The sequence below is a fragment of the Salmonella sp. 32031103-2018-00083-FB-01-SM-01 genome (genome assembly GCF_017571995.1).
GTDB classification, from domain to species: domain Bacteria; phylum Pseudomonadota; class Gammaproteobacteria; order Enterobacterales; family Enterobacteriaceae; genus Salmonella; species Salmonella enterica.
Window position 1 is genome coordinate 47,078 of the sequence record NZ_JAGEQL010000006.1, and the last position, 15,491, is coordinate 62,568.

At 56.1% G+C, this 15,491-nt stretch carries 16 protein-coding genes; 7 read left to right on the forward strand and 9 right to left on the reverse strand.

Annotated elements, in window-relative coordinates:
• The 6 genes from arnC to arnF are packed head-to-tail and all read left to right on the forward strand — an operon-like array spanning position 1 to position 6,211.
• Positions 1-984 carry an undecaprenyl-phosphate 4-deoxy-4-formamido-L-arabinose transferase gene (gene arnC / locus J4614_RS16975; protein WP_001630040.1) on the forward strand — a complete coding sequence of 328 codons (984 nt, stop codon included), beginning with the start codon at positions 1-3 and terminating at the stop codon, positions 982-984.
• The gene (arnA, locus tag J4614_RS16980; protein ID WP_117344281.1) at positions 981-2,963 is read left to right on the forward strand and encodes a bifunctional UDP-4-amino-4-deoxy-L-arabinose formyltransferase/UDP-glucuronic acid oxidase ArnA; all 1,983 of its coding nucleotides are present in this window, start codon (positions 981-983) and stop codon (positions 2,961-2,963) included. The genes arnC and arnA overlap by 4 nt, the downstream gene beginning before the upstream one ends.
• Positions 2,960-3,859, forward strand: a complete 900-nt coding sequence (gene arnD / locus J4614_RS16985; RefSeq protein WP_000169775.1) for a 4-deoxy-4-formamido-L-arabinose-phosphoundecaprenol deformylase — start codon at positions 2,960-2,962, stop codon at positions 3,857-3,859. The genes arnA and arnD overlap by 4 nt, the downstream gene beginning before the upstream one ends.
• The gene (gene arnT / locus J4614_RS16990; RefSeq protein WP_031603978.1) at positions 3,856-5,502 is read left to right on the forward strand and encodes a lipid IV(A) 4-amino-4-deoxy-L-arabinosyltransferase; all 1,647 of its coding nucleotides are present in this window, start codon (positions 3,856-3,858) and stop codon (positions 5,500-5,502) included. The genes arnD and arnT overlap by 4 nt, the downstream gene beginning before the upstream one ends.
• Positions 5,499-5,834, forward strand: a complete 336-nt coding sequence (arnE, locus tag J4614_RS16995) for a 4-amino-4-deoxy-L-arabinose-phosphoundecaprenol flippase subunit ArnE (RefSeq protein ID WP_208293254.1) — start codon at positions 5,499-5,501, stop codon at positions 5,832-5,834. The genes arnT and arnE overlap by 4 nt, the downstream gene beginning before the upstream one ends.
• Entirely contained in the window at positions 5,834-6,211 is a 378-nt protein-coding gene (gene arnF / locus J4614_RS17000; RefSeq protein ID WP_000538694.1) for a 4-amino-4-deoxy-L-arabinose-phosphoundecaprenol flippase subunit ArnF, read from the forward strand. Before arnE ends, arnF begins: the two co-directional genes overlap by 1 nt.
• On the opposite strand, the gene pmrD is transcribed toward arnF, so the two are convergent.
• The 9 genes from pmrD to J4614_RS17045 all read right to left on the reverse strand — a co-directional run bounded on the left by pmrD (position 6,206) and on the right by J4614_RS17045 (position 14,488).
• Positions 6,206-6,463 (reverse strand): signal transduction protein PmrD, encoded by a 258-nt coding sequence (pmrD, locus tag J4614_RS17005; protein ID WP_000455132.1) that lies wholly within the window; start codon positions 6,461-6,463, stop codon positions 6,206-6,208. The two genes, arnF and pmrD, sit on opposite strands and share 6 nt — an antisense overlap.
• Positions 6,464-6,560: 97 nt before the next feature.
• Positions 6,561-7,928: an o-succinylbenzoate--CoA ligase gene (menE, locus tag J4614_RS17010; RefSeq protein ID WP_208293255.1), complete on the reverse strand. Its 1,368-nt coding sequence runs from the start codon at positions 7,926-7,928 to the stop codon at positions 6,561-6,563.
• Positions 7,925-8,887, reverse strand: coding sequence for an o-succinylbenzoate synthase (gene menC, locus J4614_RS17015; protein ID WP_001255555.1), 963 nt, complete (start codon positions 8,885-8,887; stop codon positions 7,925-7,927). Before menC ends, menE begins: the two co-directional genes overlap by 4 nt.
• Positions 8,887-9,744 (reverse strand): 1,4-dihydroxy-2-naphthoyl-CoA synthase, encoded by an 858-nt coding sequence (gene menB, locus J4614_RS17020; RefSeq protein WP_000640013.1) that lies wholly within the window; start codon positions 9,742-9,744, stop codon positions 8,887-8,889. The genes menC and menB overlap by 1 nt, the downstream gene beginning before the upstream one ends.
• 14 nt (positions 9,745-9,758) lie before the next feature.
• Positions 9,759-10,517 (reverse strand): 2-succinyl-6-hydroxy-2,4-cyclohexadiene-1-carboxylate synthase, encoded by a 759-nt coding sequence (menH, locus tag J4614_RS17025; protein WP_138019945.1) that lies wholly within the window; start codon positions 10,515-10,517, stop codon positions 9,759-9,761.
• Positions 10,514-12,184 carry a 2-succinyl-5-enolpyruvyl-6-hydroxy-3-cyclohexene-1-carboxylic-acid synthase gene (gene menD, locus J4614_RS17030; protein WP_000116398.1) on the reverse strand — a complete coding sequence of 557 codons (1,671 nt, stop codon included), beginning with the start codon at positions 12,182-12,184 and terminating at the stop codon, positions 10,514-10,516. The genes menH and menD overlap by 4 nt, the downstream gene beginning before the upstream one ends.
• Positions 12,185-12,269: 85 nt before the next feature.
• Complete coding sequence (menF, locus tag J4614_RS17035; protein WP_000555675.1) at positions 12,270-13,565, reverse strand: isochorismate synthase MenF; 1,296 nt, start codon at positions 13,563-13,565, stop codon at positions 12,270-12,272.
• A gap of 101 nt (positions 13,566-13,666) precedes the next feature.
• Positions 13,667-13,972, reverse strand: a complete 306-nt coding sequence (elaB, locus tag J4614_RS17040) for a stress response protein ElaB (RefSeq protein WP_001522308.1) — start codon at positions 13,970-13,972, stop codon at positions 13,667-13,669.
• A gap of 54 nt (positions 13,973-14,026) precedes the next feature.
• A complete protein-coding gene (locus tag J4614_RS17045) occupies positions 14,027-14,488 on the reverse strand; it encodes a GNAT family N-acetyltransferase (protein ID WP_000568155.1) in 462 nt (153 codons plus the stop codon).
• Positions 14,489-14,548: 60 nt separating this feature from the next.
• Here J4614_RS17045 and rbn point away from each other — a divergent pair, with 60 nt between their 5' ends.
• Entirely contained in the window at positions 14,549-15,466 is a 918-nt protein-coding gene (rbn, locus tag J4614_RS17050) for a ribonuclease BN (protein WP_000419094.1), read from the forward strand.
• The last annotated feature ends 25 nt before the right edge of the window (positions 15,467-15,491 follow it).

Here is a 15,491-nt window from a genome sequence, read left to right on the forward strand (position 1 = left end):
ATGTTTGACGCCGCCCCCATAAAAAAAGTCTCGGTGGTTATTCCTGTCTATAACGAACAGGAAAGCCTGCCGGAATTGATAAGACGCACCACCACCGCCTGCGAGAGTCTGGGCAAAGAGTGGGAGATTTTATTGATAGATGATGGTAGCAGCGATAGCTCGGCGGAGCTGATGGTTAAGGCGTCCCAGGAGGCCGATAGCCATATCATCTCTATTTTACTCAACCGTAACTACGGTCAACATGCAGCGATTATGGCGGGGTTTAGCCATGTAAGCGGCGATCTTATCATTACGCTGGATGCCGATCTGCAAAACCCGCCGGAAGAGATCCCACGTCTGGTGGCGAAAGCCGATGAAGGGTTCGATGTGGTAGGCACCGTGCGACAGAACCGACAGGACAGCCTGTTTCGCAAATCGGCGTCAAAAATCATTAATCTGCTGATCCAGCGCACAACGGGCAAAGCGATGGGCGATTACGGCTGCATGTTACGCGCCTATCGCCGCCCTATTATCGATACTATGTTGCGCTGCCATGAACGCAGCACCTTTATCCCTATTCTGGCCAACATTTTCGCTCGTCGGGCTACCGAAATCCCGGTGCATCACGCTGAACGTGAATTTGGCGACTCTAAATACAGTTTTATGCGTCTCATTAACCTGATGTATGACCTGGTGACCTGCCTGACGACGACGCCGCTGCGCCTGTTGAGCCTGCTGGGCAGCGTTATCGCCATCGGCGGGTTTAGCCTGTCGGTATTGCTTATTGTACTTCGCCTGGCGCTGGGACCGCAGTGGGCCGCGGAAGGCGTATTTATGCTCTTTGCCGTCCTGTTTACCTTCATCGGCGCGCAATTCATCGGTATGGGACTGCTGGGCGAATACATCGGTCGCATTTATAACGATGTCCGCGCCCGCCCCCGCTATTTTGTTCAACAAGTTATCTACCCGGAAAGCACGCCGTTTACTGAGGAAAGTCACCAATGAAAGCCGTTATTTTTGCCTATCACGATATGGGATGTCAGGGTGTGCAGGCCGTACTGGATGCCGGGTATGAGATTGCCGCGATTTTCACTCATGCCGACAATCCTGCGGAAAACACCTTTTTTGGCTCCGTCTCCCGGCTGGCGGCAGAATTAGGGATTCCGGTTTATGCGCCGGATAACGTAAATCATCCTATCTGGGTCGACCGCATCGCTGAGCTTGCGCCGGATATTATTTTTTCATTCTATTACCGTAACCTGTTAAGCGAAGAAATTCTGCACCTCGCCCCGGCTGGCGCGTTCAATCTGCACGGTTCTCTATTGCCTGCCTATCGTGGCCGTGCGCCGTTAAACTGGGTTCTGGTTAACGGCGAAAGCGAAACGGGCGTAACGCTGCATCGTATGGTCAAACGTGCCGACGCCGGAGAGATTGTCGCCAGTCAACGCGTCGCTATTGCGCAGGACGATGTTGCGCTTACCCTGCATCATAAGCTATGTCAGGCCGCGCGCCAGTTGCTTAATAGCGTCCTGCCCACCATGAAATGCGGCGATATACCTTCTGTTCCTCAGCGTGAGTCTGACGCTACATATTATAGTCGCCGCAGGCCGGAAGATGGCCTTATCGACTGGCACAAACCGGTTTCCACGGTGCATAACCTGGTGCGGGCGGTAGCCGCCCCCTGGCCCGGCGCGTTCAGCTATAACGGCTCGCAAAAATTCACTATCTGGTCTTCCCGAATTTGTCCGGATGCGCAGGGCGCGCTTCCCGGCTCGGTAATTTCGGTCTCTCCGCTGCGGGTCGCCTGCGCCGATGGCGCGCTGGAGATTATTACCGGCCAGGCCGGAGACGGTATTACTGTACAGGGCTCGCAGCTTGCACAGACGCTTGGTCTGGTGGCGGGCGCGCGTTTGAACCGTCCACCAGCGACCAGCGGTAAACGTCGCATTCGCGTTCTCATCCTCGGCGTCAACGGTTTTATCGGCAATCATTTGACCGAACGGTTACTGAATGAAGAGAATTACGAGGTCTACGGTATGGATATCGGCAGCAACGCCATTAGCCGGTTCCTGCTCCACCCTCGCTTTCATTTCGTGGAGGGAGATATCAGCATCCACTCAGAATGGATCGAATATCATGTCAAAAAATGCGATGTCGTACTGCCGCTGGTAGCGATTGCTACCCCGATTGAATACACCCGCAACCCGCTGCGCGTCTTTGAACTTGATTTTGAAGAAAACCTGCGGATTATCCGTTATTGCGTGAAATACCGTAAACGCGTGGTTTTCCCGTCTACCTCTGAAGTGTACGGCATGTGTACGGACGCCTCTTTTGACGAGGACAAATCGAATCTGATCGTCGGGCCGGTGAATAAGCCACGCTGGATTTACTCCGTTTCCAAACAGCTTCTCGACCGGGTGATTTGGGCTTATGGCGAAAAAGAGGGATTGCGCTTCACGCTTTTCCGTCCCTTTAACTGGATGGGGCCGCGGCTGGATAGCCTGAACGCGGCGCGTATCGGCAGTTCACGCGCGATAACGCAGTTGATTCTGAACCTGGTAGAAGGGACGCCGATAAAGCTTATCGACGGCGGTCAGCAGAAGCGCTGTTTCACCGATATTCGTGACGGGATCGAAGCCTTATTCCGCATTATTGTGAATGATGGCGATCGGTGCGATGGCAAAATCATTAATATCGGCAACCCTGACAACGAAGCCAGTATTCAGGAACTGGCGACGCTGTTGCTCGACAGTTTTGATAAGCATCCGCTGCGCTGCCATTTCCCACCGTTTGCCGGTTTCCAGGTCGTCGAAAGCCGTAGTTATTACGGCAAGGGTTATCAGGATGTCGCACACCGGAAACCCAGTATCGACAATGCCAGGCGCTGTCTGGACTGGGAACCGTCTATTGCGATGCGGGATACGGTTGAAGAAACGCTGGACTTCTTTTTGCGCAGCGTAGATATCGCGGAACGCGCATCATGACGAAAGTCGGTTTACGCATTGATGTTGATACCTTGCGAGGAACGCGTGAAGGTGTTCCCCGGCTGCTGGAGACATTGCATCGCCACGGCGTTCAGGCCAGCTTTTTCTTCAGCGTCGGGCCGGACAATATGGGACGTCATCTTTGGCGTCTGATAAAACCGCGATTTTTATGGAAAATGCTACGTTCAAACGCCGCTTCGCTCTACGGTTGGGATATTCTGCTGGCCGGTACTGCCTGGCCGGGAAAAAATATCGGCAACGCCAATGCCGGGATTATTCGTGAAACGGCAACATACCATGAGACGGGACTACATGCCTGGGATCACCATGCGTGGCAGACTCACAGCGGCCACTGGAGTATCCGCCAGCTTGAAGAAGATATCGCGCGCGGCATAACGGCGCTTGAGGCCATTATCGGAAAACCCGTCACCTGCTCAGCCGCGGCCGGCTGGCGAGCGGATGGGCGCGTTGTTCGTGCGAAAGAACCGTTCAACCTGCGGTATAACAGCGATTGCCGTGGAACCACCTTATTCCGTCCGCTACTGATGCCGGGCCAGACAGGGACGCCGCAAATCCCCGTCACCTTACCCACATGGGATGAGGTTATCGGCCCCGCCGTTCAGGCGCAGTCGTTCAATACCTGGATTATCTCCCGTATGTTGCAGGACAAAGGCACGCCGGTATATACCATCCATGCGGAAGTCGAAGGTATTGTCCATCAGCCGCTGTTTGAAGATTTGCTCGTTCGTGCACGTGACGCGGGGATCACCTTTTGTCCTCTGGGCGAACTGCTGCCGACATCGCCTGAGTCTCTGCCGTTGGGGCAAATTGTACGTGGACACATCCCTGGCCGTGAAGGTTGGCTGGGGTGCCAACAGGCCGCGAGCGCCTCATGATGAAATCGATACGCTATTATCTGGCTTTCGCCGCGTTTATCGCGCTCTACTATGTTATTCCTGTCAATAGCCGTCTGCTCTGGCAGCCGGATGAAACGCGCTATGCCGAAATAAGTCGGGAGATGCTGGCGTCTGGCGACTGGATCGTGCCGCATTTTCTGGGATTACGTTATTTTGAAAAACCGATAGCCGGTTACTGGATAAACAGTCTGGGTCAGTGGCTTTTTGGCGCTACCAATTTTGGCGTGCGGGCTGGCGTTATTTTAACGACATTGCTGGCTGCAGCGCTGGTGGCGTGGCTGACGTTCCGCTTATGGCGGGATAAACGTACCGCGTTGCTCGCCTCCGTTATCTTTCTCTCCCTCTTTGCCGTTTACAGTATCGGGACGTATGCGGTACTCGACCCAATGATCGCGCTTTGGCTTACGGCCGGGATGTGTTGTTTCTGGCAGGGGATGCAGGCCACGACCCGAACGGGCAAGATTGGGATGTTTTTGCTACTGGGTGCAACCTGCGGTCTGGGTGTATTAACTAAAGGCTTCCTCGCCCTGGCCGTACCGGTGGTGAGCGTGTTGCCGTGGGTCATTGTTCAGAAACGCTGGAAGGACTTTTTGCTTTACGGCTGGCTGGCGGTCTTGAGCTGCTTTGTGGTTGTCCTTCCCTGGGCGATCGCCATTGCGCGACGCGAAGCCGATTTCTGGCATTACTTTTTCTGGGTGGAGCATATCCAGCGATTCGCCATGAGCGATGCCCAGCATAAGGCCCCTTTCTGGTACTATCTGCCGGTACTGATCGCGGGAAGTTTACCGTGGCTGGGATTACTGCCTGGCGCGCTTAAACTAGGCTGGCGCGAGCGAAACGGCGCATTCTATTTGCTCGGATGGACGATCATGCCGCTTCTCTTTTTCAGCATTGCGAAAGGGAAACTGCCTACCTATGTTCTTTCCTGTTTCGCACCGATAGCGATACTCATGGCGCGCTTCGTCCTGCATAACGTAAAAGAAGGCGTCGCCGCGCTACGTGTCAACGGCGGGATCAACCTGGTGTTCGGGTTAGTCGGGATCGTCGCAGCGTTTGTCGTCTCCTCATGGGGCCCGCTGAAATCGCCGGTGTGGACGCATATCGAAACCTATAAAGTTTTTTGCGTCTGGGGCGTCTTTACTGTTTGGGCGTTTGTGGGCTGGTATAGCCTCTGTCATAGCCAAAAATACCTATTACCCGCGTTTTGTCCGCTGGGACTGGCGCTGCTGTTCGGCTTTTCCGTCCCCGACAGGGTGATGGAGTCCAAACAGCCACAGTTTTTTGTCGAAATGACCCAGGCGCCTTTGGCATCAAGCCGCTATATTCTTGTCGACAACGTGGGCGTCGCCGCCGGGCTGGCCTGGAGTCTGAAACGAGACGATATTATGCTCTACGGACACGCGGGCGAACTCAGGTATGGTCTTAGCTATCCTGATGTGCAGGATAAATTCGTTAAAGCCGACGATTTTAACGCCTGGCTCAACCAGCATCGTCAGGAGGGCATTATTACGCTAGTACTTTCAATAGCCAAAGATGAAGACATCAGCGCTCTTTCCCTTCCCCCTGCGGACAATATTGATTATCAGGGGCGTCTGGTGTTAATTCAGTATCGGCCTAAATGATCGGCGTCGTTCTGGTGCTTGCCAGTCTGCTCAGCGTTGGCGGTCAGCTCTGCCAGAAGCAAGCGACACGGCCATTGACGACAGGCGGACGCCGCCACCACCTGATGCTGTGGCTGGGCCTGGCGCTGATATGCATGGGTGCAGCGATGGTGCTGTGGCTGCTGGTGCTACAAACCCTGCCGGTGGGAATTGCTTACCCGATGTTGAGTCTGAATTTTGTCTGGGTCACGTTGGCGGCATGGAAAATCTGGCATGAACAGGTTCCGCCCCGCCACTGGTTGGGCGTCGCATTGATTATCAGCGGCATTATCATTCTGGGGAGTGCGGCATAATGGGCGTAATGTGGGGACTGATAAGCGTTGCGATTGCCTCCCTCGCCCAGTTGAGTTTAGGATTCGCCATGATGCGGCTGCCATCGATAGCGCATCCACTGGCGTTTATTTCCGGACTGGGCGCATTTAATGCCGCGACCCTGGCGCTATTCGCCGGTTTGGCGGGGTATCTGGTTTCCGTCTTCTGCTGGCAGAAAACATTACACACGCTCGCGCTCAGCAAAGCCTATGCGCTGCTGAGTCTCAGCTATGTGCTTGTCTGGGTAGCCTCAATGCTGTTACCCGGTTTGCAAGGCGCCTTCAGCCTAAAAGCGATGCTCGGCGTATTGTGTATTATGGCGGGGGTAATGCTGATTTTTCTGCCCGCCAGATCATGAAGGCTTGCGCGTCAACCGCTGCCATTCGTCGCAGGAATAACAGCGTGCATCAACGATTTTTAAGGTCTGGTGTTTTTCCCGATTAATACAATACTGCGCATCCTGTAAAGGCGACAGGATATCGCCGGGACTCAGTAATATCATGGAATTCGCCTCGGCGATCATTTTTAGCGAACCGCCGCTATCGCACAGCACCAGAACATGGCACGCCCTCTTTTTGACATAATGCGATTTCTTAACCAACCATTCCATAGCGCCCCCGTTTCACGCTGATTGTTCATAACACGTTACACATCAACGGATAAACAAAACGGCAATAGCGATGGAATGGTTGTATATTAACCTAACATTAATTTTTACAGCTCTCACACACCCACTGCTGGAGCGCACGGCGAGATATTTTAATCCCTCCGTTTTTCAGTTCTGACGGCAGCGTTAGCCAGCGAACCGGCTGCTGAAAACGCGCCAGCTTATCACGGACCCATTCAGCGAGGTTCACGTCTCCGGCCTGCGATGCATACTCCACAACCGCAACGGGACGATGACCAAACTCTTTATCTTCTACCGGCACGACGAAGGCTTGTTGCACCAGCGGATGCGCGTTAATAACGCGTTCGACTTCCTCCGGCTGAATGCCTTCGCCGCCGCTAAAGAACAGGTTGTCCAGCCGCCCGGCGATGGTTAGCCTGCCGTGGTTCAGCTCGCCGCGATCGCGCGTGGCAAACCAGCCCTCGTCATTAACCAGCGGGATCAGCTTGCCATCACGCCAGTAACCTTCTGCCATACTGGCGGCACGCAGCCAGACTTCATTATCGACGATTCTGATCTCTCTGCCGGGGAGCGGCGCGCCCACATCATCCGAACCATCGGCCTCTTTGGCGCATACCGTAGACGCGAACTCCGTGAGCCCATACCCGCACCAGCAGCGAATCCCTTGTTTGCTGGCCTGGTCGGTGAGTTCAACCGGAATCACCGCGCCGCCGAGCAAAACGGCTTTTAGCGTCACCGCCGCCCGATTCGCCAGCAACCGCCATAGCTGCGTCGGCACCAGCGAAGCATGAGTACACCCTGCCAGCATCTGCTCCAGCGGTTGCTTATCGCGTACCGTCATGCGCGCCCCGGCGAAGAGCCAACGCCACATAATACCCTGCCCGGATACATGAAACAGCGGCAGCGATAGCAGCCAGTCATCCTGAGGGCCAAACGGCATTAGCGAAAGCGCCCCCTGCGCGCTGGCAAGATGCGCCTGGCACGTATGTACAGCCGCTTTTGGCAATCCTGTGGAACCCGATGTCAGCGTCATAGAAACCAGACGCTGCGGTTGCCAGGCCACGGCATACGCCGCTGTACTCTTTTGTATCTGCAACGCGGTTAACCCGGAAAATACGTTTTCGCCTTCCAGTGTCAGCGCAAAACGCAGCGTTAACTCCGGTAACAGCGCCTCCAGCAACGTCTGGGGCAACTGCGGGTTGACGGGCAGAACCCGCGCGCCGCACTGCATCAGCGCAAGCCATGCCAACAGAGTGCGCGGCTGATTCCCGGCGCGCAGCAGGACACCGTCGCCCTCCCGTACGCCCTGCGCGGCAAACCCATCCGCCAGCGCATCAATACGCTCACAGAGGGCGCGCCAGCTTAGCACTTCATCGTTCAGGCGCAGAGCGGGCGCCTGACTGCGAACCTGACGCCAGTGGCGCCACGGCCAGTCCGTGAATGTCATAACAGTCGTTCCAGCTCATCACGCTTCAGACAAGGCAACGCGCTACCGGGCCAGGGGCGAACCTGTTGCGCCTGCATCAGATGTAAGGTATCCAGTCCAGGCAGCGTTCCCGGCGTCAACCAGGCGGCAATCCGCGCCAGTTGCGTCAGGCCGAGGCTGGACTCGATCGAAGAGCTGATGACCGCCGTCAGTCCCAACGCATGGGCGGCGGCGACTTGCTCACGCACTTTATCAAGCGATCCGGTCAGCGTAGGTTTGATAACCACAGCCTTGACGCCCTCTTCGGCTTCAAAGGTGAAATCCGCTTCGCGCAGACTTTCGTCCCAGGCAATCGCGATACCGGTTTCACGGGCAAAGGCGCGGGAATCATCCCGCGCCTTACACGGTTCTTCGAGAAAGGCGATACGAGCGCGGTAGTCCGGATTAACATACTTTGCGAACTGTTGGGCTTTTAGCGGCGTCCAGGCGCGATTCGCATCCAGACGCAGATGCAGATCCGGGATCGCCTCCAGCAGCAAATTAACCACCATGCCGTCACGTACCGCTTCATAGAGACCCACTTTGACCTTAGCGATTTTCTCACCGGGCATATCGGCAAGCCGCAGCACCAAATCGTCAGGATCGCCAGTGCATAACGGCGCGGCGCGATAGTCCGCCGCCTCCGGCAAGACGCCAGTCAGTTCCGCCAGCGCGCAGCTTGCACCAAACGCGACCGAAGGCATCTCCGGTAATCCCTCGCTCCCCTGAAGCCAGTCGTTCACCCATGTCAGGAGCGCCGTCTGCGCCTCTTCCCACGTTTCCTGACTGAACCCCGGCAGCGGAGAGATCTCTCCCCACCCTTCACGCTCGCCGTCACGCAGACAAACATACAGCCCGTCGCGAGTTTTTAACCGCCTGTCGCGCAGAACCACCCCCGCGTCCATGGGGATCTGCCAGCGGTATACCTGCGCGCTACGCATTATGGGTTCCGTTTGAATTTGCTGAAGTCAGGCTGACGCTTCTGGTTAAAGGCGTTACGGCCTTCCTGCCCTTCTTCGGTCATGTAGAACAGCATGGTAGCGTTGCCCGCCAGCTCCTGTAGACCCGCCTGACCGTCACAATCGGCATTCAGCGCCGCTTTCAGGCAACGCAGCGCCATCGGACTGTTTTGCAACATTTCGCGGCACCAGCGCACGGTCTCTTTTTCCAGATCCGCCAGCGGAACCACGGTGTTGACCAGGCCCATATCCAGCGCCTGTTGCGCATCGTACTGGCGGCACAGGAACCAGATTTCACGCGCTTTCTTCTGACCAACGATACGCGCCATATATGAAGCGCCCCAGCCGCCGTCAAAGGAGCCGACTTTCGGACCGGTCTGGCCGAAGATGGCGTTTTCCGCCGCGATGGTCAGGTCGCACATCATGTGCAGCACATGACCACCGCCGATGGAATACCCCGCGACCATCGCGACAACCGGTTTTGGACAGGTGCGAATCTGGCGCTGGAAATCCAGCACGTTCAGGTGATGCACGCCGGAGTCATCCTGATAACCGCCGTAATCGCCGCGCACCTTCTGGTCGCCGCCCGCGCAAAACGCTTTATCGCCTTCGCCGGTCAGAATAATCACGCCCACGTTGTCGTCGTAACGGGCATCCGCCAGCGCCTGAATCATCTCTTTGACGGTCAACGGACGAAATGCATTGCGCACCTGCGGACGATTAATAGTGATTTTTGCAATACCGTCGGTGGATTTTTCATAACGAATGTCGGTGTAACCCTCCGAGCAGTCGTGCCATTCTACCGGTGCGTAAAGCATTGTTTCATCAGGATAGATCATAGTGTGTCCTTTAGTCAGAGACGCAGAATCTGAGCCAGACTGTCTACCACGCCAGCGGGGTTTTCCCGATGCGCGTTGTGTCCGGCGTTACGAATAACATGGCATGTCGCCGCCACTTCCTGCGTCAGGGCGCGGAATTTGCTGTCGCGTTCGCCACATAAATAATAAAACGGAAATGCCAGCGCGTTGAGCGCCTCGCGTAAATCCGGCTGGGCGGCAAGCGATGTCGCCTCCAGCATCGCAGCCAGCGTTTCGCCGTTATTCTGGCTACGCAGCGCCGTCAGCGCCTGCCTTTGCTGCGCCGTCAGCGAGGCGAACACCGGCTGCTGATACCAGTCGTGAAAAACCTCAGTCAGGGGTTCACGACGAAAACGCTCTGCCCAGCGCCCGTCGGACAATCGTCTTTCAGCGCGCGCCTGTTCATTTTGCAGCCCCGGATGACCGCCTTCGACCACCAGGCCGCACAGGCCTGGTATTCCCTGACAGGCTGCCATCATCGCCACCCGGCCTCCAAGAGAGTATCCCACCAACCAGAACTTTAGTATGTTGTAACTAATTAACGTAGCGCGCAGTAATCTGATGACATCGGCAAATCCGCCGACCGGAATAGCCGCAGATCCGCCATGTCCCGGTAAGTCAATATAGAGCCGCGAACAGCCGTGAAACTGTTCGCCAACCGGCTGCCATTCACGGCAATCGCCAGAAAAACCGTGCAGGAAAACCAGCGAGGGCGCCCCAGGCTGTCCGGGCATGTGCTGCGCGTGCAACATCATAGATGGCTTACCTGAGCCAAAAGTTGCTGCAACGTCTGCGCGCCGTCCGTATCGTTTACCACCAGCTCAATCACCGTCGTCGCCGGGGTTCGCCACGCGCCAGCCAGCGCAGACTCCAGTTCTTCCCAGTTTTCCGGGCGATGATAGCGCAGGTTAAACATGGCGGCCGCATGGTCAAAATGGACGTTTTGCGGCATCAAATAAAAGCGCTCACGTTTGCTTTGCGGCGTCGGCAGCAGGGAAAAGATCTGCCCGCCGTTATTGTTGACCACAATCAACACAAACGGCGCGGATACCTGACGTAGTAACGCCAGCGCGTTAAGATCGTACAGCGCGGATAAATCGCCGACGATAGCCAGCGTCGATTTGGCGCTGGCGCGCTGCACGCCCGCCGCTGTGGAAAGCAGGCCGTCAATGCCGCTCGCCCCGCGATTGCTGTATACCGGATAGCCAGCCGGCAACTGCGACAGCGCGTCGATCAGACGCACCACCAGACTATTGCCCACGAACAATTGCCCCTGCTCCGGCAGATAGTCGCGGATACGGTGCGCCAGCTGTGCTTCGCCAAAGGTGTCTCGCTGCGCGACCACCCGTTGCCACGCCAGTTCCGCCAGACGCGGGATCTCTACACACCACGGTTTACGTTTTTCCGCCGGATGCATCTCCAGCCAGTCGGCGATTTTCGCTATCAGTCTGCGTCCACGATGGTGCGCCGGGTCCAGACGACCTTCAATATTGTCGATTACCCAATACTCTTCCGGCTCGCAGGTTGCCTGCCATTGCAGTAAGCGTTTTCCGGTAAGGCTACTGCCAAGCTGGACGACAATTTGCGCCTGCTGCAGTTCGGTCACCGCTTTGGCGTTGCCGAGCCACAGGTCGGCGCACGGCAGCGGCTGCCCGGTTTGCGACAATACGTCGCCAATTAATGGCCATCCCAGAGTTTGCGCCCACTGCGCCACTTTTTTGCCTTCTTCCGCGCTCATACGCCCGGCGACGACGACGCCGCGTTTTTGTCGCCAGAAGAACCAGTCGCGCTGTTTGTCGCTTGCCAGTCGACGCGCTTCGCGCAGCCAGGGTTTTTCATCCTGCCACCAGTCGCCGAGACGCTGCTGCCAGACCAGGCCGGTGTCATTCATATCGCCATACAGCGGTTCGGCAAAAGGACAGTTAATGTGCAGAGCGCCCGCATGAAGCATGGCGAGCGCATTATCGATGGTCGACACCAGCCAGCGCGCCGGAATATCCTGCGTGGGACGCGGCAACGACAGAGTTTGGGAGGGGTGCGAGGAAAACATCCCCGCCTGACGGATCGCCTGGTTGGCGCCGCAGTCAATCAGCTCCGGCGGGCGATCGGCGGTAAGTAAAATAAGCTTCTCGCCCGTCAGCCCCGCCTCAATCAAGGCCGGATAGAGGTTCGCCACGGCGGTACCTGAAGTGACAATAACGGCAACAGGCTGTTGGCTGACTTTCGCCAGCCCTAACGCCAGATGACCAAGCCCACGCTCATCAAAGTGCGTATGGTGAATAAAAGCAGGATTCTCTGCCGCCGCCAACGTGAGCGGCGTGGAACGGGAACCAGGGGCGATACAAACATGCCTGACGCCATGACGGGTTAAGGCTTCCAGGATGACCGCCGCCCAGCGCCGGTTAAATGCACTTACTGACATGAGTTTGTCCGGTATCAATCATTGGGACTAAGTATAAAGAGCTGCAAAAATGGATTATTGATATGGGTCGGGAATATGTGACTCATTACACATCCATCTGCAATAAGGTACGTAACCCGGCCGCTTTATTATCTATTTCCTGCCATTCCTGTTCCGGATCGGAGCCGCGGACGATTCCCGCGCCGGCATACAATCGCACCACATTGGCCGTCACTTTGGCTGAACGTAACGTCACGCAAAACTCACTTTGCCGCGTGGAGAGATAGCCTGCCGACCCGGCATACCATTCACGTTCGAACGGCTCATGTTGTTCTATAAAACAACGCGCGGGTTCACGAGGGATCCCCGCGACCGCTGCGGTAGGCTGTAACTGGTGCAGGCAGAGCGTGTCGTCCGCCTGATTAAGCGCCGTCCAGATACAGCGGCGCAAATGCTGTACCTTGCGCAGTCTGAGCACCTGCGGCGGCAGCACATCCAGCGAGTGGGTGCAGTTTTGTAGTCGCTGGCAGATGTCTTCGACAACCAGCATATTTTCTCGCTGGTTTTTATCGTCTTTCATTAACCATTCGCCAAGCTGCCAGGCTTTATGGTTATCCGGATGGTTCGCCACCGTCCCGGCCAGCGCTTCGGTACGTAGCGCCGTTTCACGCCGCCGCCAGAGCCGCTCCGGCGATGATCCCAGAAAGGCGGTATCGGCGGAAAAGGCCATAAAAAAGTGGTAGCAGTTGAGATTTAAACGACGACTGGACGCCATCATCGCGGCGGCATTGACCGGACGGGAGAATTGTAAGTCGGTGGCCCGCGCCAGCACAACTTTATCAAACGCCTCTTGCGCAATGGTGTGGGTGGCCTGCTGAATCAGCTTCACCCAACCGTCTTTGTCCGGCCAGTGCTGTTCGCTCGTGAGCGAAAGGCGCAGCGCCGGAACAGGCTTAATACCGACCAGAGAAGCGAGAAACGCTTTCGCCTGGCGCGCATCATCGCGTAGCGAAACGTCACTGTGCAGATGTAAGCGTAAGGTCGCCGTACCACCGCTACGTCGCCACTCCAGCCGCGGCAGCAATAAGTAGCCCTCTTTCGGCTCGAACGCATTCAGCCCCCAAATACGCAGGTCAGGCTGCGCGTGCTGACGTAAAAACCGTTGCGCCAGATCGAGCGATGAAAAAACGGTGATTGCCCCGAGAACGGCAGCTTCTTCGTCGCCATTGCGCTGTTGCCAGTAGAATTGCGGAAAGGATGACTGGCTGGCCAGCCAGCTCAATGCATCGAAGGCATCGTTTAAAGGGAAAGGCGCATCGAAAACGCAAAGCCCTGGCGTCGCCGGTATCTCTTGCGATAGCTGACGCGTCAGATTTTCCAGCGCAGTAGTAATAGAATGCACGCGGACCCTCCCTGTTAAAAACCCCACATTATACGGGGTACTGCCCTAAAAAAGCAGTACCTCATTTAGGGAGGGTTGCAATTCTGTTCAGTGGGAGGGATTTAGCGCCGCGCCAGCAGCAGTCCAAGTACCAGTCCTACCGCCGCGCCTACGCCAATACCCTGCCAGGGTTTTTCATGAACGTAGTCATCCGCTTTATAAACGGCCTGCTTTGCCCGGTAATAATAGCTATCCGACGCGTGGCTTACGCGGTTTTTCACCTCTTCCAGCGCTTGTTCCGCGCGGGCTTTCAGCTCAATGTATTTTTGATCGGCGGGATCGCCTGAGGAACGTAAAACCTCTTCCAGCGTTTCGCTGAGCAAAGTCAGATCATCATCAACACGTGATTCACCAAATTGATATGACATTCTCATTCTCCGTTGTGTTAACACCTGCTCCTAACTATAGTCAACGGTTTCGGTTTATGCCTGATGAACCTCCCGCGCCATTCCCCGGTGCGGAATGCCATCTTCGTCATAAACATCGGTGACCGGAATAAAACCAAACCGCGCATAAAAAGGTTGCAGATGCGCCTGCGCCCCCAGATATAGCGGCTTATCCGGCCAGTGCCGCCCACAAGATTCCAGCGTTTTCGCCATTAATTGCTGGCCCAGTTTCGCCCCTCGCCAGGCATCGCTGACGATCACCCGGCCAATAACAACCGGGTCTGATTCGTTATCGCTTTTCAGAATCCTCGCATACGCCACCAGCTCATCCTGATGCCAGCCCAGAATATGCCGATTGTCGCCGACTAAATCATCGCCATCCACATCCAGGTAAGGACAGCGCTGTTCTACCACAAAGACCGCGCAGCGCAATTTGAGTAACGCGTAAAGTTGAGGAACGGTAAGTTCGCTATGGTGGAGATCCTGCCAGTCAATCATGATGCGCTCCTGTGTTGTGGTAATCTTGGGTTAAACGATAACCAAACGTGTATGGACAAGATGGAATTAATTTTTTTAGGTACGTCCGCAGGCGTTCCCACGCGCTCACGCAATGTAACGGCAATTTTATTACATCTGCAACATCCAACGCAGCCGGGAGTATGGCTTTTTGATTGCGGCGAAGGGACACAGCATCAAATGCTTAATACCGCGTTTCATCCCGGTAAGCTTGAGCGCATTTTTATCAGCCATCTTCACGGAGATCATCTGTTTGGCCTGCCGGGTCTGCTATGCAGCCGGTCGATGGCGGGGAATCCCCATCCGCTAACCGTATACGGGCCTCAAGGCGTGCGTGAGTTTATTGCAACCACACTGCGCCTTAGCGGTTCATGGACCGATTTTCCGTTGCAAATTGAAGAAATTAGCGCAGGCGATATTCTTGACGACGGTCTGCGTAAAGTGACCGCGTTCAGGCTGGAGCATCCACTGGAGTGCTACGGATATCGCGTTGTTGAACATGACAAGCCTGGCGCGCTGAATGCCAGGGCGTTAAAAGCCGCAGGCGTTACGCCCGGCCCGCTGTTTCAGGCGTTGAAGGCAGGAAAAACCGTCACGCTTGCCGATGGAAGGCAGATCAATGGCGCCGACTACCTTGCTCCCGCCGTGGCCGGGAAATCAGTGGCGATTTTCGGCGATACCGCGCCCTGCGAGGCCGCCCTCGCGCTGGCGCAAGGCGTGGATGTGATGGTACATGAAACCACGCTGGATGCGTCAATGGAGGAGAAAGCCAACGCTCGCGGACACAGCTCCACCCGTCAAACCGCGACGCTGGCGCGGGAAGCTGACGTCGGTCGGCTGATCATGACCCATATTAGCTCACGCTATGACGATAAAGGCTGTCAGCGCTTACTGGCGGAATGCCGCGCTATTTTCCCGGCGACGGAACTGGCTTACGATTTTTCTGTTTTCCCGGTTTAGCGCTCCATTTTTTGTCCTCATTGCC